Source organism: Aestuariivirga sp., from assembly GCF_965227715.1.
GTDB lineage: Bacteria > Pseudomonadota > Alphaproteobacteria > Rhizobiales > Aestuariivirgaceae > Aestuariivirga.
Genome location: NZ_OZ245771.1, coordinates 672,580 through 692,697 on the forward strand (window position 1 = coordinate 672,580; position 20,118 = coordinate 692,697).

The 20,118-nt window shown below is 63.7% G+C and carries 22 protein-coding genes; 8 read left to right on the forward strand and 14 right to left on the reverse strand.

Annotated elements, in window-relative coordinates:
• The first annotated feature begins 2 nt into the window (after positions 1–2).
• Entirely contained in the window at positions 3–668 is a 666-nt protein-coding gene (gene lipB, locus ACO06F_RS03280) for a lipoyl(octanoyl) transferase LipB (RefSeq protein ID WP_421695268.1), read from the forward strand.
• Here lipB and ACO06F_RS03285 read toward each other — a convergent pair whose 3' ends face one another.
• The gene (locus ACO06F_RS03285) at positions 669–1,136 is read right to left on the reverse strand and encodes a hypothetical protein (RefSeq protein WP_421695269.1); all 468 of its coding nucleotides are present in this window, start codon (positions 1,134–1,136) and stop codon (positions 669–671) included.
• A 146-nt stretch (positions 1,137–1,282) separates the two neighbouring features.
• On the opposite strand from ACO06F_RS03285, the gene gstA reads away from it, so the two are divergent.
• The gene (gene gstA / locus ACO06F_RS03290; protein ID WP_421695270.1) at positions 1,283–1,894 is read left to right on the forward strand and encodes a glutathione transferase GstA; all 612 of its coding nucleotides are present in this window, start codon (positions 1,283–1,285) and stop codon (positions 1,892–1,894) included.
• A 167-nt stretch (positions 1,895–2,061) separates the two neighbouring features.
• On the opposite strand, the gene ACO06F_RS03295 is transcribed toward gstA, so the two are convergent.
• From ACO06F_RS03295 to ACO06F_RS03310, 4 genes are all read right to left on the reverse strand, one after another.
• On the reverse strand, positions 2,062–3,210 hold the full coding sequence (locus ACO06F_RS03295; protein ID WP_421695271.1) for an MFS transporter: 1,149 nt from the start codon (positions 3,208–3,210) through the stop codon (positions 2,062–2,064).
• Positions 3,207–3,998, reverse strand: coding sequence for an oxidoreductase (locus ACO06F_RS03300; RefSeq protein ID WP_421695272.1), 792 nt, complete (start codon positions 3,996–3,998; stop codon positions 3,207–3,209). Before ACO06F_RS03300 ends, ACO06F_RS03295 begins: the two co-directional genes overlap by 4 nt.
• Before the next feature lie 233 nt (positions 3,999–4,231).
• Positions 4,232–4,537, reverse strand: coding sequence for a hypothetical protein (locus ACO06F_RS03305; RefSeq protein WP_421695273.1), 306 nt, complete (start codon positions 4,535–4,537; stop codon positions 4,232–4,234).
• Positions 4,538–4,621: 84 nt separating this feature from the next.
• Positions 4,622–5,158: an SRPBCC family protein gene (locus ACO06F_RS03310; protein WP_421695274.1), complete on the reverse strand. Its 537-nt coding sequence runs from the start codon at positions 5,156–5,158 to the stop codon at positions 4,622–4,624.
• Positions 5,159–5,253: 95 nt separating this feature from the next.
• Between ACO06F_RS03310 and ACO06F_RS03315 the strand changes: the two genes are divergently transcribed.
• The 4 genes from ACO06F_RS03315 (at position 5,254) to ACO06F_RS03330 (ending at position 9,038) form a co-directional block, all read left to right on the forward strand.
• Positions 5,254–6,561, forward strand: coding sequence for an NAD(P)/FAD-dependent oxidoreductase (locus ACO06F_RS03315; protein WP_421695275.1), 1,308 nt, complete (start codon positions 5,254–5,256; stop codon positions 6,559–6,561).
• A gap of 73 nt (positions 6,562–6,634) precedes the next feature.
• Positions 6,635–7,075: an RrF2 family transcriptional regulator gene (locus ACO06F_RS03320; protein ID WP_421695276.1), complete on the forward strand. Its 441-nt coding sequence runs from the start codon at positions 6,635–6,637 to the stop codon at positions 7,073–7,075.
• An 84-nt stretch (positions 7,076–7,159) separates the two neighbouring features.
• Positions 7,160–8,326: a copper-containing nitrite reductase gene (gene nirK / locus ACO06F_RS03325; protein WP_421695277.1), complete on the forward strand. Its 1,167-nt coding sequence runs from the start codon at positions 7,160–7,162 to the stop codon at positions 8,324–8,326.
• 10 nt (positions 8,327–8,336) lie between these two features.
• A complete protein-coding gene (locus tag ACO06F_RS03330; RefSeq protein WP_421695278.1) occupies positions 8,337–9,038 on the forward strand; it encodes a formylglycine-generating enzyme family protein in 702 nt (233 codons plus the stop codon).
• Between the two features lie 3 nt (positions 9,039–9,041).
• Here ACO06F_RS03330 and ACO06F_RS03335 read toward each other — a convergent pair whose 3' ends face one another.
• Positions 9,042–9,404, reverse strand: a complete 363-nt coding sequence (locus ACO06F_RS03335; RefSeq protein WP_421695279.1) for a hypothetical protein — start codon at positions 9,402–9,404, stop codon at positions 9,042–9,044.
• Positions 9,405–9,462: 58 nt separating this feature from the next.
• Between ACO06F_RS03335 and ACO06F_RS03340 the strand changes: the two genes are divergently transcribed.
• On the forward strand, positions 9,463–10,674 hold the full coding sequence (locus ACO06F_RS03340; RefSeq protein WP_421695280.1) for a pyridoxal phosphate-dependent aminotransferase: 1,212 nt from the start codon (positions 9,463–9,465) through the stop codon (positions 10,672–10,674).
• Positions 10,675–10,733: 59 nt separating this feature from the next.
• On the opposite strand, the gene ACO06F_RS03345 is transcribed toward ACO06F_RS03340, so the two are convergent.
• The 8 genes from ACO06F_RS03345 to ACO06F_RS03380 all read right to left on the reverse strand — a co-directional run bounded on the left by ACO06F_RS03345 (position 10,734) and on the right by ACO06F_RS03380 (position 19,403).
• Positions 10,734–12,350 carry an NTP transferase domain-containing protein gene (locus tag ACO06F_RS03345; RefSeq protein WP_421695281.1) on the reverse strand — a complete coding sequence of 539 codons (1,617 nt, stop codon included), beginning with the start codon at positions 12,348–12,350 and terminating at the stop codon, positions 10,734–10,736.
• On the reverse strand, positions 12,351–13,019 hold the full coding sequence (locus ACO06F_RS03350) for an XdhC family protein (protein WP_421695282.1): 669 nt from the start codon (positions 13,017–13,019) through the stop codon (positions 12,351–12,353).
• The gene (locus tag ACO06F_RS03355; RefSeq protein ID WP_421695283.1) at positions 13,016–13,339 is read right to left on the reverse strand and encodes an XdhC family protein; all 324 of its coding nucleotides are present in this window, start codon (positions 13,337–13,339) and stop codon (positions 13,016–13,018) included. The genes ACO06F_RS03350 and ACO06F_RS03355 overlap by 4 nt, the downstream gene beginning before the upstream one ends.
• A 45-nt stretch (positions 13,340–13,384) precedes the next feature.
• Positions 13,385–14,638 (reverse strand): vWA domain-containing protein, encoded by a 1,254-nt coding sequence (locus ACO06F_RS03360; protein ID WP_421695284.1) that lies wholly within the window; start codon positions 14,636–14,638, stop codon positions 13,385–13,387.
• A gap of 6 nt (positions 14,639–14,644) precedes the next feature.
• Positions 14,645–15,568 (reverse strand): AAA family ATPase, encoded by a 924-nt coding sequence (locus ACO06F_RS03365; RefSeq protein ID WP_421695285.1) that lies wholly within the window; start codon positions 15,566–15,568, stop codon positions 14,645–14,647.
• A gap of 164 nt (positions 15,569–15,732) precedes the next feature.
• Complete coding sequence (locus tag ACO06F_RS03370) at positions 15,733–16,524, reverse strand: FAD binding domain-containing protein (protein ID WP_421695286.1); 792 nt, start codon at positions 16,522–16,524, stop codon at positions 15,733–15,735.
• Between the two features lie 21 nt (positions 16,525–16,545).
• Positions 16,546–18,918, reverse strand: coding sequence for a xanthine dehydrogenase family protein molybdopterin-binding subunit (locus ACO06F_RS03375; RefSeq protein WP_421695287.1), 2,373 nt, complete (start codon positions 18,916–18,918; stop codon positions 16,546–16,548).
• A 20-nt stretch (positions 18,919–18,938) separates the two neighbouring features.
• Positions 18,939–19,403 (reverse strand): (2Fe-2S)-binding protein, encoded by a 465-nt coding sequence (locus tag ACO06F_RS03380; protein WP_421695288.1) that lies wholly within the window; start codon positions 19,401–19,403, stop codon positions 18,939–18,941.
• 264 nt (positions 19,404–19,667) lie between these two features.
• Between ACO06F_RS03380 and ACO06F_RS03385 the strand changes: the two genes are divergently transcribed.
• Entirely contained in the window at positions 19,668–20,093 is a 426-nt protein-coding gene (locus ACO06F_RS03385; RefSeq protein WP_421695289.1) for a DUF4864 domain-containing protein, read from the forward strand.
• Positions 20,094–20,118: the final 25 nt, after the last annotated feature.

The window sequence follows — 20,118 nt, forward strand, 5'->3', positions numbered from 1 at the left end:
GGATGCCCGCCCGTGACGATATCCGCCTCACCGTCTCCTCACCCCGCCCCGTAACCTGGGAGACGTCCGCTGGGCCTGTTTCCTACCCAGAGGCCATGGCGCGGATGGATGGCCATGTGGACGCGATCGCCAAAGGGGCGGAGCCTGAGCGGGTGTGGCTGCTGGAGCACCCGCCGCTCTATACCGCCGGCACATCAGCCGGGGAGCAGGATCTGGTGGAGCGTGACCGCTTCCCCGTGTTCAAGACGGGGCGCGGCGGTCAATACACCTACCACGGCCCCGGCCAGCGCGTGGCCTATGTGATGCTGAACCTGAAGCATCGCGGTTCCGATGTGCGCGCCTTCGTGGCCGCCCTCGAGCAATGGGTGATCGACACGCTGGACCAGTTCAACGTGAAGGGCGAGCGGCGCGAAGACAGGGTGGGCGTGTGGGTCAGGCGGGGTGCGCGCGAGGACAAGATTGCGGCCATCGGCATCCGGGTGCGCCATTGGGTGACGTTCCACGGCCTCTCGATCAATGTCGAGCCGGACCTCTCGCATTTCAGCGGCATCGTGCCCTGCGGCATCCGCGAGCATGGGGTCACAAGCCTCGTCGACCTCGGCCTGCCGGTGACGATGGCGGATCTGGACGTGGCGCTGAAGAAGACCTTCACGCCCCTCTTCGGATGATTATTGCTGCAGCATGTCCGGCTGCTGACCTGACTCCGGCTGCTGCTGCAGGCTCCGCTCTGGCAGCGGCGCCTGCTTCATCAGTGGCAGGCCCATCTCCTCACGCGCCTTGTTGATGAAGGGGCTGCAGGCACCGCGCTCGAAATAGCCGTTGAAGGCGACGAAGGGGGTGGCCGCGCGGGCCTCCGGATGGTCACGGTAGAAGACGTTTATGGCCTGCGCCACCATGGCCCCCTTGAGCTTCAAGCCAATGCCGCAGGCCCGCAGGCCGAGGGCCCGGGCGGCTGTGAATTTGTTGTCGGCGGTCACCACCGTCATCACGTCGAAGATCGCCATGGCATAGGCGGCCTGCCCGTCCGGACCCAGCCGCTGCCACTCTGCGGCATTCTTGATGAAATCAGCCTTGGCCGGAAGGGCAAGCGCCGCAATCGCCAGAAACGGCAGGGCAAGACGGGCAAGGCGGCGCATCGGACACTCCATGAGACTCGAGAGGATGGTTCCAAGACAGTATCGGCGCAACCGGAGCGCCTGTCCATTCGCCTGCAAAGAAATGTTACTTGAACTGTTACAGTAGATGCGCCATTTCACGGAGATCAACCAGAAGGAAACCTCCCATGAAGCTCTATTACTCCCCCGGCGCCTGTTCTCTTGCCCCGCATATCGTTCTGAACGAGCTCGGTGCGGATTATGAGCTCGACAAGGTCGATCTCGCCGGCAAGAAGACGGAAGGCGGCTCGGACTTCAATGCGGTCAACGGCAAGGGCTATGTGCCCACGCTGGAGATTGGCAAGGGCGAGGTTCTGACGGAGGTCGCCACCATCCTGCAATATCTGGCCGACAAGGCGAAGAACTCGGACCTGCTGCCCGCTTTCGGCTCGATGGAGCGCTACCGGGCCATGGAGAGCCTGAACTTCGTCGCCTCCGAACTGCACAAGGGTATCGGCGGCCTGTTCAACCCGGCCATGCCGGAAGAGGGCAAGAAGGCGATCATCGAGCGCGTCAAGCGCCGCCTTTCCTGGCTTGACGGCCAGCTGGCCACCAAGCCCTATCTGCTGGGCGACAAATATTCCGTGGCCGATGCCTATGCCTTCACCGTACTGGGCTGGACCAAGCATGTGAACATCGACCTTTCGCCCTATGCCCACATCGTGGCCTATCTGGACCGCGTCGGCGCACGCCCTGCCGTTCAGGCAGCACTCCGCAAGGAAGGCCTGCTCGCGGCCTGAGAAGGCTGATTATTCATCGCGCCTTTTACACCCCTCTCTTTCCGTCACCCCAGCGAAGGCTGGGGTCCCGCTTCCGCCTCCGCACGCGGCCGAAAGAAGCTGGAGTCCGGCCTTCGCCGGAATGACGGCAAGGTGGGTAAAACAAAAACCGCCCGCAGGTCCGGCGCTCAAGCAAACACTGCCCGCTGCCGCCTGACGGCGAGGACCGCCGCGAGGCCCAGCGTTGCGGCGGCGGCGAAGGATACCACGAAGAAGCCATGCGCCTGGTAGACCGGGCCATAGATGGCGCCCGCCGTGCCGAGGGACACATAGGTGGTGAAGGAGAACAATCCCATGATGGTGCCGCGCATCTGCGGTGAGAGGGTGTTCATGTAAGACACCAGCGTGGTCATGCAGAAGTGGTTGGCAAGCCCCCACAAGAATGGCCACAGCATGATGGCAATGATCTGCTCCGCCGCAAATGGCAGCACCAGATAGTTGAGGCCCACGAGCACAAGCCCCAGCGGCAGCACCTTCAGCGGGCCCTTGCGGTCAATCCACTTGTCGAAGGCCACGCCCACGCCGAAGCCGATCCCGTAGGACAGCGAAATGGTGCCGCCGAGCCATGCGCCTGTTCCGTGCAGCTGGCGCACATGATCGCCGATGAAGGTGTAGGTCTGGTAGAAGCCGATCATATAGGCGAAGGTCGAGAGGTAGCCGGTCCAGGCGCCGGGAAGCCTCAGCACGTCCCCATAGCGCACGCGCTCGCCTGAGCCGTGCGACTCCACACGCGGCAGCAGCGCGCCGGCCAGCGGCATCAATGCGGCAACACTCCCCACAATCGCAAAGGTGCCGCGCCAGCCCACCAGGCTTGAGAGCACGGCGGCGAGCGGCACGCCCGCGACCATCGCAATCGACCAGCCAAACAGCACCTTTCCGAGATCCTGCGAGCGCCGGTCCGGCGGGGCGATGTCGCCCGTCAGCGCATAGGTCGCCGGAATGATGACGCCGGAGGCAAGCCCCGCCACCAGCTGCGAGGCCGCCAGCACCCGCCAATCCCAGGCGAAGGCGCAGAGGAAAAGCGCAATGGCGAGCACAGCGAAGGCCATGCGGATCGCGCCCCGCTTCGGCCAGTGGCCGAGCTGGGGGGCTGCCAGCAAGGCGGCAGTGGCAACACCCACGCCATAGGCCGAGGCTGCAAAGCCAATCTCCTTGGGGCCGGTCCCGAGCCCCGCCGCAATATCGGTGAGCAGTGGTGACAGCATCAGCGCCTGGATGCCGACAGCGGCAATCGACAGGGTCAGCAGAAGAAGCGGCGTGCGCCCGGCAAGGCTCATTCGGGAGACAGCGCCGGGTGCGTTTCGAAGACGCCCGTGGGTGACTGTTCATAATCGATGATGGCGCCCGTCATCATCTGGGCAGATGGCGAGACGAGATAGGCCACGAGGCCCGCCACGTCATCGGGCGTGATCATCCGGCCTGACGGCATGCGGCGGCCGATCGCCTCCGCCCAGTTCTCCGGCATCCCGTGAAAGCCCGTCTGCAGCGCCTGCTCGCCTTCGGAGTGAACCCAGCCCAGATTGATGGCGAAGACCCGGATCCCATCCCGCTTCACTGTGTTGGCCACGGAGCGCGTCATGATGTTGAGGGCGGCCTTGGAGGCCGAATATGTGGTGAGGTTGGGAGGGCCCCCATGGGCCAGCATCGAGGACATGTTGATGATTGTGCCGGAGCGGTTGGCCCGCATCACCTGCACCGCCTCCTGCATCATGAACAGGGGCGCGCGGGTGTTGACGCCGAACAGGCGCTCGAACGACTCTGGCGACGTGTCATCAAGCCCGCAGCGCTCGGTGTTGCCCGCCGCATTCACCAGCACGTCGAGCCGGCCGAACGCCGCGAGGCTTGCGGATACGGCGCGGGCTGGCAACGCCACATCCAGCAGATCCCCTGCGATGATCTCGGCGCGCCCCAGCGGCCGGAGCCTTTCTTTTGCCTCCGCAAGCTTCGCCTGGTTGCGGTCCAGCAGCATCACCCCGCCGAAGCCTAGCTCCAGAAACCGCTTCGCCGCCGCAAAACCCATGCCCTGCGCACCGCCGGTGACGAGTGCGAATCTTCCATCTGTCATTTCATTCCCCGCTGTCTCGAGCGCGAGCTTAGGGGATTTTGCCGGGTCACACCAAGAGAGCTATCGCATGCCGCGTATGCTCCTTTTATTCCTCGCCCCCACGCGAGGATGACTCGCGGCACGCACCCCCTCGCCCCGACGCAAGTGGAGGAGAGGGTTGAGGTGAGAGGGCCTCTCCACGCGTGATGGAGAGGTTCGTGTGCGAAAGACCTGCCGGAACCGCAGGGAAGCGCTTAATAGCTGGGCGGCTCGCACCACACGCGCATGTGCGTGTAGTCGATCCTCCAGATGCGCGACGGGGCACCGTACTTCTTCTTGCAGAAGGCAAGTGCAGACTCATAATAGCGCGCCCTTGCATCAGGAGGCGGCATCTTCTTCGCGCTCTTACTGGGCGTCTTCTTTGCGGCTGTCTTCTTGGCGGGCGCTTTGGCCTTCTGAGTGGTGCAAGTGTTTCCCGTGCATTTTGTTGCAGCCCCGGCGGGAAGCGCCAAGGGAACAATGAGGACAGAGGCAAGCAGTACGGTACTCAGGCGAAGCATGGGATATCTCCTGTTTAACCAGAATGATTGCTGACGATAGGTAAGAAAGTCAACTATCCTTGGTACAGAAACCTTCCCGAAATTTCACCCCTGCCGTTCTGCCAAATCTTTGAGCTGCGCTAGGCCCTTCCCAAGTTCTGCGCCAACTGACTGGTCCATGCCCAGGCCCGCCCAGCGGTCCATCACACCGGGGAGCTTCGATTCGAACGTCCATGTGACGCGGGTGCCGTCGCCATACGGCTCAATACGCATAACCGCGGTGGACGTGCCGAAGCCTGCGTAGTCGGATTTCGTGGCAATACTCTCTTCCGGCGTCAGGCTCGTCACCGTCATCGTGCCGCTGCCGACCATGGGGTTGTTCGAAGCCCAGCGCATGATCTGGCCTGTGCCCTGCTCCGGCCCTTCAAAGCTGAAGCGCGTCGCCGGATCGATGGCAGGCCAGGGCGACCATTCCGGCACGCGCCGCAAGCTGGAGGCGATGGCATAGACCTTCTGAGGCGGTGCCGCGATCTGGACCTGGCGTTCCACAACGGCTTCGGACGGCAGCATATAGGCCCCGCCGTAGAAAATGACGGTGATCGCCATGATGATGAAAATGATGGCTTTGAGGACAGTTTTCATGCGCGCCTTAGGACCACAGCCGCGTGAGCTTGGCAAGGCCGGGTTGCTTGCCGCGCGGCTTGTCACTCCCAGCCGGATCGCGCAATCTGCGCGCCATGAACACACAGCTCTTCGCCCCCGACTTCAAAGCCCGCCCCTATTGGTGGGATGCCCATGAACCAAAGCCCCTCGCCGAAATCGATCTTCCGAAATCGGTGCGGGTCGTCATCGTGGGGGCTGGCTATGCAGGGCTCAACGCTGCGCTGGAGCTCAGCCGCGAAGGGCTGGACTGCATCGTGCTCGATGCCAATGAGCCAGGTTACGGCGGGTCGTCCCGCAATGGCGGCATGGTGTCCGGCGGCGTTAATGTGGGCAAGCGCTACATGGCCAAGGCCATGTCCGACGATGAGGCCTCGCCCTTCCTCAATGACGCGGCCGATGCCTTCGCCCATGTCGAAAATCTGATCGTCCGCGAGAAGATCGACTGCGGCTGGACGCGCGCTGGCTATTTTCTCGGCGCCTGGTGCAAGAGCCATTATGAGGGCATGGCCCACAAGGTCGATCTCCTGAACGAGACCGCGAAATCAGAAGCCTATCTGGTGCCGCCGGACAAGCAGCGCGAGGAGATCGGCTCCGATTATTACCGGGGCGGCATGGTGGTGGGCCGGGCCGGCCATCTGCACCCCGCGCTGTTCTTCAAGGGCCTGCTGACGCTCTGCCAGGAGCGCAACATTCCGATTGCGACGCGCACCCCCGCGACCAAGATCACCGAGACCGGCACCGGCTGGCGGGTGGACACGCCGCGCGGCACGATCGAGGCAGGTGACGTCATCATCGCCACCAATGGCTATACGGGGGATGTGACGCCGGAGCTGAAGCGGCGCGTGGTGCCCGTGGGCTCCTACATCATCGCCACGGAGGAATTGCCGGCCGATCTTGCGGCAAGCCTCAGCCCCAAGAACCGCTCCTTCGCGGATACCAGGCGGGTTCTCACCTATTACCGCATGTCGCCCGATGGCAAGCGGCTGATCTTCGGCGGCCGCGCCAAGTTTGGCCACACCGATCCGGTGGAGACCGCACCCATCCTCCACCAGTTCATGACGGACCGTTTTCCGCAGCTCAAAGGCACCAAGATCACCAATGCTTGGACGGGCAACGTTGCCTTCACGCTGGATGAGATGCCGCATATGGGCAAGTTCAAGAACATGCATTACGCGCTGGGCTGCAACGGCTCCGGCATCGCCATGATGAGCTATCTGGGCCATCAGACGGCCCGCAAGATCGCGGGCAAGGTCAACCATGTCTGTGCCTTCGACCGGCCGGAATTCCCCGATCATCCGCTCTATACCGGCAACACGTGGTTCCTGCCCTGGATCGGGCGCTACTTCCGCACCCGGGACTGGATCGACCGGCAATTCGGCTGATCTCCGGCCCTGCGGCAAGGCTGAGGCAACCGCGCACTTGCATTAAGGTGTGCCGGTTTTATATATTTGCTGAATGCGCATCAGCACATTCAGCGATTATTCCCTTCGGGTCCTCATCCAGGCTGCCGTCCGCCACCCGCAAAAAGTGACGATTGACGAGGTGGCCGAGGCCTATGGCATATCGCGCAATCACCTGATCAAGGTGATCCACGCGCTGGGGCGGGCGGGCTTCATCGTCACCCAGCGCGGGCGCAGCGGCGGCTTCACCCTGGCTCGACCGGCGGAGCGCATCAGCGTCGCGGAGGTGCTGAAATTCGGGGAAAATGATAGGCCGATCGCGGAATGTTTCGACGCCGCGACCAATTCCTGCGTCATCACCCCGGCCTGCCGCCTCAAGGGCATGCTGGCCGAAGCGCAGCGCGGCTTTTACGCGGTGCTCGCCAAATACAGCCTGGCGGACGTCTGCGCGAAGCCCGACGCGCTGCTCAGGCACCTGGGGCTCTCCGCCGCCTGATTGTTCCTGCCGATTGATCCTGGTCAAAGCTTGCTGCCCGAAAACTTGTATCTTGAATACAACAATTGGCTACAGGAGTTGATCATGACCACCATCCTCACCAAGGCCGCCGAAAGCCGCAGGGGCTTTCTGAAGGTCACGGGCTTTGCAGGTCTCGCCACGCTCGCAGCAGCAGGTGCTGCCCGGGCGGATGAGGCTGCGGCACCCTTGACGGCGGTGAGCCCCGCCACGGCCGCCGATGTGGCCAGCCTTCCGCGCATCCGCCAGGTGATGGTGGACCCGCCCTTCCTTCCCGAACATGAGCAGGCGGTTTCAGGCGGCGCGCGCGTCGTCGAGGTCACGCTGCCCATCGTCGAGAAAAAGATGCAGATCGATGATGAGGGAACGGAAGTCTGGGCGCTCACCTTCAACGGCTCGGTGCCGGGCCCCATGATCGTCGTCCATGAGGGCGACTATGTGGAAGTGACGCTGCAGAATCTCGCCACCAATCTGATGGAACACAACATCGACTTCCATGCAGCCACCGGGGCCTTGGGCGGCGGCGCGCTCACCAAGGTGCAGCCCGGCGAGCAGGTCGTGCTGCGCTGGAAGGCGATCAAGGCGGGCGTCTTCGTTTATCACTGCGCACCCGGCGACATCATGATCCCCTATCACGTGACCCATGGCATGAACGGCGCCGTGATGGTTCTGCCGCGCGAAGGTCTGAAGGATGCCGAAGGCACGCCCTTCACTTATGACCGGGCCTATTTCGTGGGCGAACAGGACTTCTACATCCCGCGCGATGGCGACGGCAATTTCCGGAAATATGACGGCGCCGGCGACGACATGGCAGATGCGCTGGACGTGATGCGCACCCTCACCCCCACGCATGAAGTGTTCAACGGCAAGATCGGCGCCCTCACCGGCGATCATGCGATGACCGCCAAGGTCGGGGAAACCGTGATGTTCATTCACGCGCAGGCGACGCGCGACACGCGCCCGCATCTGATCGGCGGCCATGGCGAACTGGTGTGGGAAGGCGGCTCCTTCAAGGACAAGCCGGACACCAATCTCGAAACCTGGCTGATCCGCGGCGGCTCCGCCGGCGCCATGGTCTATACCTTCAAGCAGCCAGGCATCTATGCCTATGTGAACCACAATCTGATCGAGGCCGTGATGCTGGGCGCCACCGCGCATGTGGTGGTGGAAGGCGAGTGGAACGACGATCTCATGACGCAGGTGCAGAAGCCCACGCCGATGAAGGCCAGCTGAGGAGGCACGCTTGCTGGTCTTCGGAGCGATCCTCAAATGGACGGCGGCAGCGGCGGGGCTCTCAGGCCTCGCCCTTGCCGCCCTGCTCGGCATTCATCAGCCATCGTTCGATGCGCCGGGCTTGCGCACCGTCACCCTGCCCGGCGGCACATCGCTTCTGGTGATGCCGCGCGAAGTCACCCGGCGTGAGTGGAAGGCCTGTGCCGATGCCGGCGCCTGCGAGGATCTGACGGGCAGCATTGCGCCCTCCGCACCCGACACGCCGATGACCGGGGTCAACCGCTTCGACGTCGAGGCCTATCTGGCATGGATCAATGGGCGGGGCAGCACCGTCTACCGGCTTCCGGCGGCGCCGGAATGGCGGGCCATTGCAGCGGGTCTGCCGCGGAAAGCCTTCGCAAAACGCTTTGAGGATCCGCGCCTCGCCTGGGCTGCGAATTATGGTGCGATGGAAACCATCTCCGGCGTGATCCGCCCCAGCGGCGGCTTCGGCACGCTCGCCAATGGCATTGCCGATCTGAGCGGCAATGTGTGGGAATGGACGGCCACATGCGCCAAGGACAGCCCCGATCCCGGCCGGTGCCCGGCCTTCATTGTGGAGGGGCTGCATGAGACGGTACTTTCCGTCTTCGTGCGCGATCCCTTCAGCGGTGGCTGCGCGGCGGGGGCACCGCCCAATCACGTGGGCTTCCGGCTGGTGTCCGAGCCTTAGCGCTCAGCCGCATTTGGCCTGCATGCGCCATTTCGAATCGGCATAGGCCGGGTTGGTGGTGAGCTTGCCCTTCTGCCCATCGGGGCATGCGAAATAGCCAAGCGACGATGTGGCAACCGCCACGGCATCCTTCTGCTGCTTCGCACTCATGCCCGAGACCGAGAGATCATAGAGGCCCGCACCCTTGCTGTTCATGTCCAGGTGATAAGTCTTGCCATTGTAGAAGATGGGCTCGCTGCGCCGGACGGGCAGTGCCGCCGCCACGGGCTTGTCATGGGTGATGCGCACGTCGTTGGGGCCCGAATCGCAACCCGTGAGTGCGGCAACGGCAGCCAGCAGGACAAGGCAGGTAATGTGGTTTCGCATGGCCGCCTTATGCCCGTGGAGCCTCGACCGGGCAAGCCCGGCGACGTATAGATGCGCCATGACCAGCTTCGATCCCTCAGCCCTCCTCGTCTCGCGCTCCAACTCGGCCGATGAAGGCCCCATCATCCGCATGTCCCAGCGGGCGCGCGAGCTGCGTGCCAAGGGTCAGGACGTCGTCAGCCTTACGCTTGGCGAACCTGATTTCGACACGCCCCAAAACATCCAGGACGCTGCGGCAGCCGCGATGAAGGCGGGCTTCACCCATTATTCGCCCGTGATGGGCATTCCGGAATTGCGCGCGGCCCTGTCAAAGAAGCTCAAGACGGAAAACGGGCTTGACTATGCGGCAGGGGAAATCTGCCTGGCCAATGGCGCAAAGCAGGCGATCGCCAATGCCATGCTCTCGATCATCGGTGAAGGCGATGAGGTGATCATGCTCGCGCCCTTCTGGGTGTCTTATGAAATCACCGTGCGCTTTGCGGGTGGAACGCCGGTGGTGCTGCATGCAGGGGTGGACGAAGGCTACAAGGTGCCGCCATCGCGCATTGCCGCCGCTATCACGCCCCGCACCAAGCTCATCGTGCTGAACTCGCCGTCAAATCCCACCGGGGCCGTCTGGACGCGGGCCGAGCTTCTGGAACTGGCGGACATCGTGAAGGCTCATCCCCATCTCATGGTACTGTCGGACGAGATTTACGAATACATCATCTTCGACGGCGAAATGGTCTCGATCGGGTCCCTGCCCGGCATGGGGGAGCGCACGATCACGGTCAACGGCTTCTCCAAGGGCTTCGCCATGACGGGCTGGCGGCTTGGCTATGCCGCGGCCCCCGAACCCATCGCCAAGGCCATGGGCCGCATGCAGAGCACGATCTCGGCCGGTGCCAACGCCTTCGTGCAGCGCGCGGCAATTGCAGCCCTCGAAGGCCCGCGTGACGAGGTGGAACGCATGCGCCTGGAGTATCAGCGCCGGCGGGACATGGTGCTGGCGGGCCTCCGCGCCATCGACGGCGTCAAGATCGGGCATATTCCGGCAACCTTCTATGCCTTCCCGGATGTCTCCGCCCTGCTGGGCCGCAAGGCTGGGAACCATGTGATCGACACAACCGATGCGCTGTGCGACTGGCTTCTCGAGGAACACGCCCTTGCCACCGTCCCCGGCACCGCCTTCGGCGCGCCGGGCTCCCTCCGCCTCTCCTTCGCCTGCAGCGAGACGGAGATCGCGAAGGCGATGGAAAGACTGCAGCGGGCCCTGGGAAGCCTCGGGTAGAGGGCGCGCTCCTACCGCGTGAGAGCGTTGAGGTGTAGGGGCGATCACCGCACCCTCGATCAGCTGACGCCAGCCTTTGCCCTCACCGCCGCCAGCGCTTCGGGCGTGTCTGCATCGATCAGCACGCTGTCATCTGCCATCGCCACGTCGATAATCTCATCGGCCAGCGCGTCGAACAGCACGCGGGCACCCTTGTCACCTGCGAGTTTCTGAAGCGCCTCGAAATGTTGCCGGCCCCACAGCACGGGATTCCCGCGATCCTGGCCGAAGACGGGCACGCAGATCGAGCGGTGTTCCGCCGGGCTATAGGCCGCGATTAGGCGCCGCACCACATCGGGCGTCACCAGCGGCATGTCACCCAGGGCGATCACCGCTGCATCGGTGTCGGGCGTCAGGCTGCCGATCCCCGCCGTCAGTGAGGTCGAGAGACCCTCCGCATACAGAGCATTATGAACGAAGCGCACGGGCAGGCCCTCGAGAGCGGCTGCGATCTCATCCGCATCGCGGCCGGTCACGACGATCGTCTCATCCGAGGCCTGGCGCATGGCCGCAACCGTGCGGCGGATCATGGGGAGGCCCCCCACATCGGCGAGCAGCTTGTTCGTACCCATGCGGGACGATTGCCCGGCCGCCAGCACGATTGCCGCCACACGTGGCGCCCGCTGCGGCTTGGGCCTTCCTTCACGCGGTGCGGGCCTCGTCGGGATTTCCGCCAGAAGACCGCCGGCCCCCATGTCCATGATGTCCTGCGGTGTCACCTGAACGCCCGCCAGCACGCGGGCCAGCACCCAGTCGAAGCCATTGAGCTTGGGGGAGCGTGCGCAGGAGGGAACGCCGATCACCGGCACGTCCCTCAGCGCGCCCAGCATCATGAGGTTGCCGGGGTCGACCGGCATGCCGAGGTGAAGCACTTCGCCACCGGCCTTCGCCACGGCCATGGGGATCACGTCTCCCCGATCCACGATGGCCGAAGCGCCGAACACCAGGATCGGGTCACAAAGATATGCGCTGACCTCCGCAATGGCCGCGGCGACATCGGCAATCGCATGCGGCACCACGCGCACGGCGGCCAGTGTTCCCTCCAGCGCCGCAATCCGCTCGCGCATTGCCTCTTCGGACTTGGCGATGATCGAGGGCTTGGTCTGCGGCAGCCTGGTGATGATCAGCCCCACCCGCTTGTTGCGGAAGGCCTCGATCCGGATCAGCGGCGTCTCCCCGATGATGGCGAGTGCGCGCGCCAGAACGTCCCCCGGCACGGCAAAGGGGATGACCTTCACCGTGGCCACCATCTCGCGCTCCTCCACAATGGCGAAGGGCTGCACCGTGGCAAGCGTCAGGCTTTCATGCAGCCGGTTCAGCGCGTTGACGCGCGCCGTGTCGACGATGGCAAGACCTCGCACCGAGGCATGGAGATTGGCGCGGCCGGTGAAGGGTGCCTGGGCGGCCGTTCCGGCAGCACCCGTCACCCGGGCCACCGCTGCGGCGGCTTCATCCTCGGCCACATCGCCATCGCTCAGCCGGGCGGCGAAGACCATCTCCACGCCGGAGGCCTTGAGGAGGCCGATATCATCCTCCGTCAGCTTGCGGCCCTTCTTGAACATGCCGCCGTCATGCTTCACCGAATGCGCGAGGATGGCGCCTTCGGCTTCGGCCAGCGGCAGTTCGCCGAAGATCATTTAACTGCCAAGCCGCAAGGCGCGCGTCACTTCGCCCATGATCGAGACGGCGATTTCCGGCGCACCCTTGGCCCCGATGTTGAGGCCGATGGGACCGTGAATGCGCGCCAGCGCCTCTTCTGAAAAACCAGCCTCCTTGAGGCGCCCGGCCCGCGCGCCTTGCGTCTTCTTGGAGCCCAGCGCGCCGATGTAGAACACCTCCGAGGAGAGTGCCGACTGAAGGGCCGGATCATCGATCTTCGGATCATGCGTCAGCGCAATCAGTGCGGTGCGCGCATCAAGCCCGATCTTCGGAAGGATTTCATCGGGCCATTCGGCATGAATGGCGATGCCGGGAAAGCGCGCGCCCGTCGCGAAGGCGCCGCGCGGGTCAATCACCGTCACGTCATACCCGAGCGCCTGCGCAATCGGGATCACGCTCTGCGCGATGTGTACCGCCCCGATGATGACGAGGCGCAGCGGCGGATTGTGGATGTTGATGAACTGCCCGTCATGGCTCCCCGACTGGTCAAAGCGGAATGCCTCATCGAGCTTCTCAGCCAGCGTATCCTGTGCTGCCTGCGCGCGCGTCACAATGCGCTGCTCGCCCGTGTCCAGCGTGGTGATCAGCGCCACGGCCTGCCGGTTCGCCCGTGCGGCCAGCAATTCATCGAGAATTTCGCGCTTCAATTTATGGGCTCCACATAAACCCCGATGCGGCCTCCGCAGGCGAGGCCCACTTTCCACGCCGTCTCGTCCGCCACGCCGAACTGCAGCAGCTTCGGCGTCCCCGATGCGATCACATCGACGGCCTCCGTCACCACAGCCCCTTCAACACAACCCCCGGACACCGAGCCGATGAAATTGCCCTCTTGGTCGATCACCAGCTGGCTGCCGATGGGCTGCGGGGCCGAGCCCCAGGTTTCAACCACCGTCGCCAGCGCCACCTTGCGGCCCTGGCTCAGCCAGTCGGATGCCTGCTCGAGAATGGTATGGTCCGATGCAGCCATGATCGTGCTCCTTCTTCTGAAAGTGGGGCCACAGGTCCGGCCCGGTTACTTCAAAACCTGCCGCATCCATTTCCTTGGATCATGCTCCGGCCCCGGCGCCCCGGCAAGGGCGAGGCCCAAGTCCCGCAGGCTGTCGAGGGAATGCACAGGCCGGAACTCGTCCACATAAGGCATCATGGCGCGCACCCCGCCAGCGAGCGCCTTGAAGCCGTCATATCGCAAGAGCGGGTTCAGCCACACGATATGCTTCGACTGCCGCCTGAGCCATTGCATCTCGTGCGCCAGCATCCCCACATCCTCGCGGTCCAACCCATCGGTCATGATCAGCACGTGCGCGCCTTGCGTGAGCACGCGCCTTGCCCATTTGTGGTTGAACTCCTTGAGCGAGGTTCCAATCCGCGTGCCGCCGGACCAGTCTTGCACCGCGCCCGAAACCTTCGCCATCGCCTCATCAATGTCCCGCCGCTTCAATTCGCGCGTGATGTTGGTAAGCCTGGTGCCGAAGAGGAACACCTGCACCCGGTCACGGTCGTTCGTCAGCGCGTGCAGGAAATGCAGGAACATGCGCGAGTAATTGGCACAAGAGCCGGAGATGTCGCAAAGCACCACCAGCGGCGGCTCATGCCAGCGCTTTTCGCGCCGTTCGAGATCGATGAAATGGCCGCCGGCCCTCATGGACCCCTTGAGGGTGCGCCGCATGTCGATTGCCGGACCCTTCATCGCGCGCTGCCACCGCCTGGTCATCACTTCCGTGCGCCTGAGGCGCAGCCGGGCGATGGCCTGGCGGGCCTGCGCCTGCTCGGCCACCGTCATCTGCTCGAAATCCTTCTGCCGCAGTACTTCGTCGGCCGAGGCCGTGTAGGAGGCGTCGACTTCGATGTCGTCCTTCTTCTCACGCGCCTGGCTCTGTGTCTCGTGCTTGTCGAACATGGCCTCGGCGAGCCTGCGGAAGCCCGCCTGCTTCGCCTTCTCGCCCGCATCGCGGGACACCTGGTGGAAGAACAGCTGCATCAGCTGCTCCAGCATCTTGGGCTTCTTCCAGAACACATGAAACGCCTGGTCGAACAGCTCACGCTGGTCGCGCCGCTTCACGAACACGGCATGGAGCGTCCAATAGAAATCATCGCGCGTCCGGAGAGAGCCGGAGCCCGCGGCATCCAGCGCATCCAGCACTGCGCCCGGCCCCACCGGAATGCCCGCCTCGCGCAGAACACGTGCAAAATACATGATGTTTTCAGCGAGCTTGCCGGAAAGCGGCCGCTGGTTCTGGTTGGCAGGCGTTGAGAACGGATTTTGCATCACGTCCTATGTATGTGACATCGTCCGGATTTCATCCTTGATCTGGTCGAGGATGCGTTTTGCCTCCGTGCCCTGCATGCGGCTGATGTCATCCTGATACTTCAAGAGCACGCCCAGCGTGTCATTCACCGTCTGCGGGTCAAGGGACATGGCGTCAAGCTCATGAAGAGCCGTCACCCAATCCAGCGTCTCGGCCACACCGGGCGCCTTGTAGAGGTCGCCTCCCCTCAGCGACTGCACGAACAGCACCACTTCCTTGGCCAGCGCGTCAGACGCATGGGGCCGCCGCGCCTTCACGATTTCGAGTTCGCGCTTGGCGTCCGGGTAGCCCACCCAATGGTAAAGGCAGCGCCGTTTCAACGCATCATGCACCTCCCGCGTGCGGTTTGAAGTAATGATGACGATGGGCGGCTCCTCCGCCTTGATGGTGCCGAGCTCGGGGATGGTCACCTGATAGTCGGAGAGCACCTCCAGCAGGAACGCCTCGAAGGCCTCATCCGTGCGGTCCAGCTCGTCGATCAGCAAAACCGGTGCGGCCCCCTTGGGCGCTTCGAGCGCCTGCAGCAGGGCGCGCTTGATGAGGAAGCGCTCGGCGAAGATGTCCTGCCCTAGCCTTTCGCGGTCCAGCTCGCCTGACGCTTCGGCCAAGCGGATCTCGATCATCTGTGCCGAATAATTCCACTCATAGACGGCCGAATTGATGTCGAGGCCCTCATAGCATTGCAGCCGGATCAGCTTCCGCCCCAGCGTCTCCGCCAGCACCTTGGCAATCTCGGTCTTCCCGACGCCTGCCTCGCCCTCAAGGAACAGGGGCCGGCCCATCTTCAGCGCAAGGAAGGTGACGGTCGCCAGATCGCGCCCGGCGATATAGCCGGTGGAGCGCAGGAGTGTGACGGTCTCGTCAATTGATTTGGGCAGGCTTGTGGTCATCGGAGATCACCCTCTCGTTCCGTCACCCCAGCGAAGGCTGGGGTCCCGCTTTGCCGCCCCGAAGCGGGATGCCAGCCTTCGCTGGCATGACGGCAAGGGGGCGTGGCCAAAATAACAAAAGGCCCGCGAACACACTCGCGGGCCTTTAACGCGCACGTCTTTGCTTACCTGGCCTTCTCGACAGCCCGCTTGGCCATCACGCCGATCAGATGCGCGCGGTATTCCGCCGTGGCATGAAGATCGCTGTTCAAATCCTTGGCCGGCACCGTGATGCCGTTCAGGGCGGCGGCTGAAAAGTCCTTGGAGAGTGCTGCTTCCATCGCCGGAACCCGGAACACGCCAGCCCCTGCGCCCGTCACCGCCACGCGGGCTGCCCCATCAGAGCCTTGCGCCGCGAAGACGCCGACCATGGCATAGAGCGAGGCCGGGTTCGGGAATTTGGCGTAGCCTGACTTCTTGGGGATCGGGAACTCAATCGCCGTCACCACCTCGCCCTCATCCAATGCGGTTGAGAACATGCCGGTGAAGAACTGGTCTGCCGGAACCTTCCGGGAATTGGTGTGGATCGTGGCGTTGAGGCCAAGGCATGCGGACGGATAATCCGCTGCCGGATCATTATTGGCAATCGAGCCGCCAATCGTGCCCTTGTGGCGCACATGCGGGTCGCCAATGCCGCCTGCAAGGGCGGCAAGGCCGGGGATCGCCTTCTTCAGCGCGGCATTTCCCGCCACTTCGGCATGGGTCGTGCCTGCGTTAATGACCACGGTGGCACCCACCGTGATGCCGGCGTTCTTGAGCCCGCTCAAGTCCACGATGTCGGAGGGCGAAGCGAGGCCCTGCTTCATCGTGGGGATCAGCGTCATGCCGCCTGAGAGATATTTGCCGTCGGAAGCTGCCTTCATGGCGGCCACCGCATCCCCAACCGAGGCGGGGCGATGATAGGTAAAGTTATCCATGTCTTGGGTCCTCCCGCCTGATTATTCTGCAGCCTTCTTGTGGTGCTGCAATTGCTGCCACACGACCAGCGCTGTCGCCGGCATGGGCACGTCCCTTACGTCGAGTGCATCCGTCACCGCATTCATCACGGCCGCCGGAGAGGCAATCGCACCGGCCTCGCCGCAGCCCTTCATGCCGAGCGGATTGCTCGGGCACGGGGTGCAGGTGAAGTCGAGCTTGTAGGACGGCACATCCGCCGCGCGCGGCATGCGGTAGTCCATGTAGGAGCCGGTCAGAAGCTGGCCCGATTCCTTGTCATAGACAGCTCCTTCGGAGAGCGCCTGCCCAATCCCCTGCGTGATGCCGCCATGGACCTGACCTTCGACGATCATCGGGTTGATGATGTTGCCGAAGTCATCGACCGCCGTGTAGTCGACAACCGTCGTCACACCCGTATCCGTGTCGATCTCGATTTCGGCAATGTGCACGCCCGCCGGGAACACGAAGTTCGACGGATCGTGGAAGGCCGATTCCTTCAGGCCCGGCTCGATCTCGGCAGAGTTGAACTTGTGCGCCACATAGGCAGACAGGGCCACTTCGCCAAAGGCCATCTTCTTGTCCGTCCCCTTCACGGTGAAGGTGCCGTCCTTGAACTCGATGTCGTCGACGGAGGATTCCATCACCGCCGCGGCAATGCGCTTGGCCTTGGCTTCGATCTTGTCCAGCGCCTTCGAGATCGCCGTCATGCCGACAGCGCCCGAGCGTGAGCCATAAGTGCCCATGCCGAACTGCACCTTGTCGGTGTCGCCATGGACGATCGCCACATTGTTGATGTCAACGCCCAGCCGCTCGGAAACGAGCTGCGCGAAGGTCGTCTCATGGCCCTGGCCATGGCTGTGGGAGCCGGTCAGGATTTCAACCGTGCCCACGGGGTTCACCCGCACTTCGGCTGATTCCCACAGGCCCACGCCGGCACCCAGCGAGCCGATGGCCGCCGAGGGGGCAATGCCGCAGGCTTCGATATAGGCCGAATAGCCCAGGCCCCGCAGCTTGCCGTGCTTTGCTGCCTCTGCCTTGCGGGCGGGGAAGCCTTTCACGTCGGCAATTGCCAGCGCCTTGTCGAGGGCCGCTGCATAATCGCCCGCGTCATAACACATGATGACCGGCGTCTGATGCGGGAAGGCGGTGACGAAGTTCTTCCGGCGGAACTCGGCCGGGTCCATCTTCAATTCACGCGCCGCCGTCTCGACGATGCGCTCCACCACGTAAGTGGCTTCCGGACGGCCAGCGCCGCGATAGGCGTCAACCGGTGCGGTGTTGGTATAGATCGCGTCAACCTCGGCATAGATCGCCGGGATGTTGTACTGGCCAGACAGCAGTGTCGCATAAAGATAGGTCGGCACGCAGGAGGAGAAGGTGGAGAGATAAGCCCCCATCGCCGCCTTGGTGTGAACTTTGAAGCCGATCATCTTGCCATCGGCGTCGGTTGCCAGCTCCGCATGGGTCACGTGGTCACGGCCATGGGCATCTGCAAGGAAGCTCTCGGTGCGCTCGGCCGTCCACTTCACCGGCCGGCCGCCCACGAATTTCGAGGCCCAGACGCAAACCACTTCCTCGGCATAGATGAAGATCTTGGAGCCGAAACCGCCGCCCACGTCAGGGGCGATCACCCGCAGCTTGTGCTCCGGCGCCAGGCCGTGGAAGGCGGAGATGACGAGCCGCGCCACGTGCGGGTTCTGGCTGGTGGTGTAGAGCGTGTAGTGGTCGGCACCCGTGTCGTAATAGCCAATGGCCGCGCGGGGCTCCATGGCATTGGGGATCAGCCGGTTGTTGACCAGGTCGATCTTGGTCACATGTGCGGCGCGCTTGAAGGCGGCGTCCGTTGCGGCCTCATCGCCGATCGACCAGTTGAACACCCGGTTATCGGGCGCCACGTCATGGATCTGCGCCTTGTGGCCCATGGCATCCGCCACATCCACCACATGCGGCAGCACGTCATAATCCACCTCAACGGCGGCGGCAGCCGCCTTGGCCAGGTCCTTCGTCTCGGCGATCACCACGGCCACGTGGTCACCCACATAGCGCACCTTGCCGAGGGCGAGGATCGGGTGCGGACCCGCCTTCATGGGCGAGCCGTCCTTCGAGTGGATCATCCAGCCGCAAATGAGCCCGCCGAGCTTGGTCTCCGCCACGTCCTCGCCGGTGAAAACGCCAACCACACCCGGCATCTTCTTGGCCTTGGCGGTGTCGATCCGCTTGATCGTGGCATGGGCATATGGGCTGCGCACGAAATAGGCGAAGGTCTGCTTCGGCAGGTTGATGTCGTCTGTGTAATTGCCCTTGCCGGTGAGAAAGCGATGGTCTTCTTTGCGCCTCACGCGGGCGCCGATTCCGGTTCCGGTTGCGTTGTCCATATCTCAGGTCCTCCCCAGGATCACATGTTTGCCGCGCCGGCCTTAACGGCGGCGACGATGTTATGATAGCCGGTGCAGCGGCAGATATTGCCTTCGAGCTCATGGCGGATCGTGTGCTCGTCAAGGTCCTTGCCAAGCCGGTTCACGATGTCGATCGACGCCATAATCATGCCGGGCGTGCAGAAGCCGCACTGCAGGCCATGGTGCTCCTTGAAGGCCTCCTGCATCGGGTGCAGCTTGCCATTGCTGGCCAGGCCTTCAACCGTGGTCACCTCGGCGCCGTCATGGGCGATGGCAAGTGCCGTGCAGGATTTGACTGCCTTGCCGTTCACATGGACGACGCAGGCGCCGCACTGGCTGGTGTCGCAGCCCACATGGGTGCCGGTGAGGCCCAGCTTGTCGCGGATGAATTCAACCAGCAGCGTGCGGCCTTCGACCTCGCCGCACACGGCCTGGCCGTTCACTGTCATGGAAATTGCAGGCATATGGGTCCTCCCGAATGTGACTCTCTCAAGGCCGGTGCCGCTGCCCGCCGGGTGAAACCCAGGGGGAACCGGCGGTTGACCGGACCGGAGAATTCTCTGATTGCCGGGCGGCATACTCAACTGCCCGCACGGGGGCGTCAAGTGCGGCGGAAGAGCGCCATCCCAGAAATAAGTCTTACGAGTCAGATTGTTGCAGCGCACACAGCAAACCGGCTGGCGATCGCCTGCGTAGTGCCTCAAAAGTGATCATCACCGGAGCTCCGAATGCGCCTGCTTCTCAGCGTGCTTGCCATTTTGATGACCTTGGCCCTCCCTGCCCGCGCCGAAGACCTCAGCGCCGCGGACCAGGAGGCCTTCCGCAGCATCATCACCGGCCAGATCGAGGCCTTCCGCAACGAAGACGGTGCCCGCGCCTACAGCTACGCAGCACCCATGATCCGCCAGGTCTTCCCGAACCCCGACATGTTCATGAACATGGTGCGCAAGGGCTATCAGCCGGTCTACCGCCCCAAATCCTTCAGCTTCGGCACCGCGGGCTTCAGCGCCTCGGGCCGCCCGATCCAGAAAGTCACCGTCGTCGGCCCGGACGGCCAGACCTATGAGGCCATCTACACCATGGAACGCCAGCCAGACGGCACCTGGCAAATCAACGGCTGCGCCATTGTCAGGGCGCCGGACATCAGCGCTTAACGACCACCACCCGCCTGACCGTCAT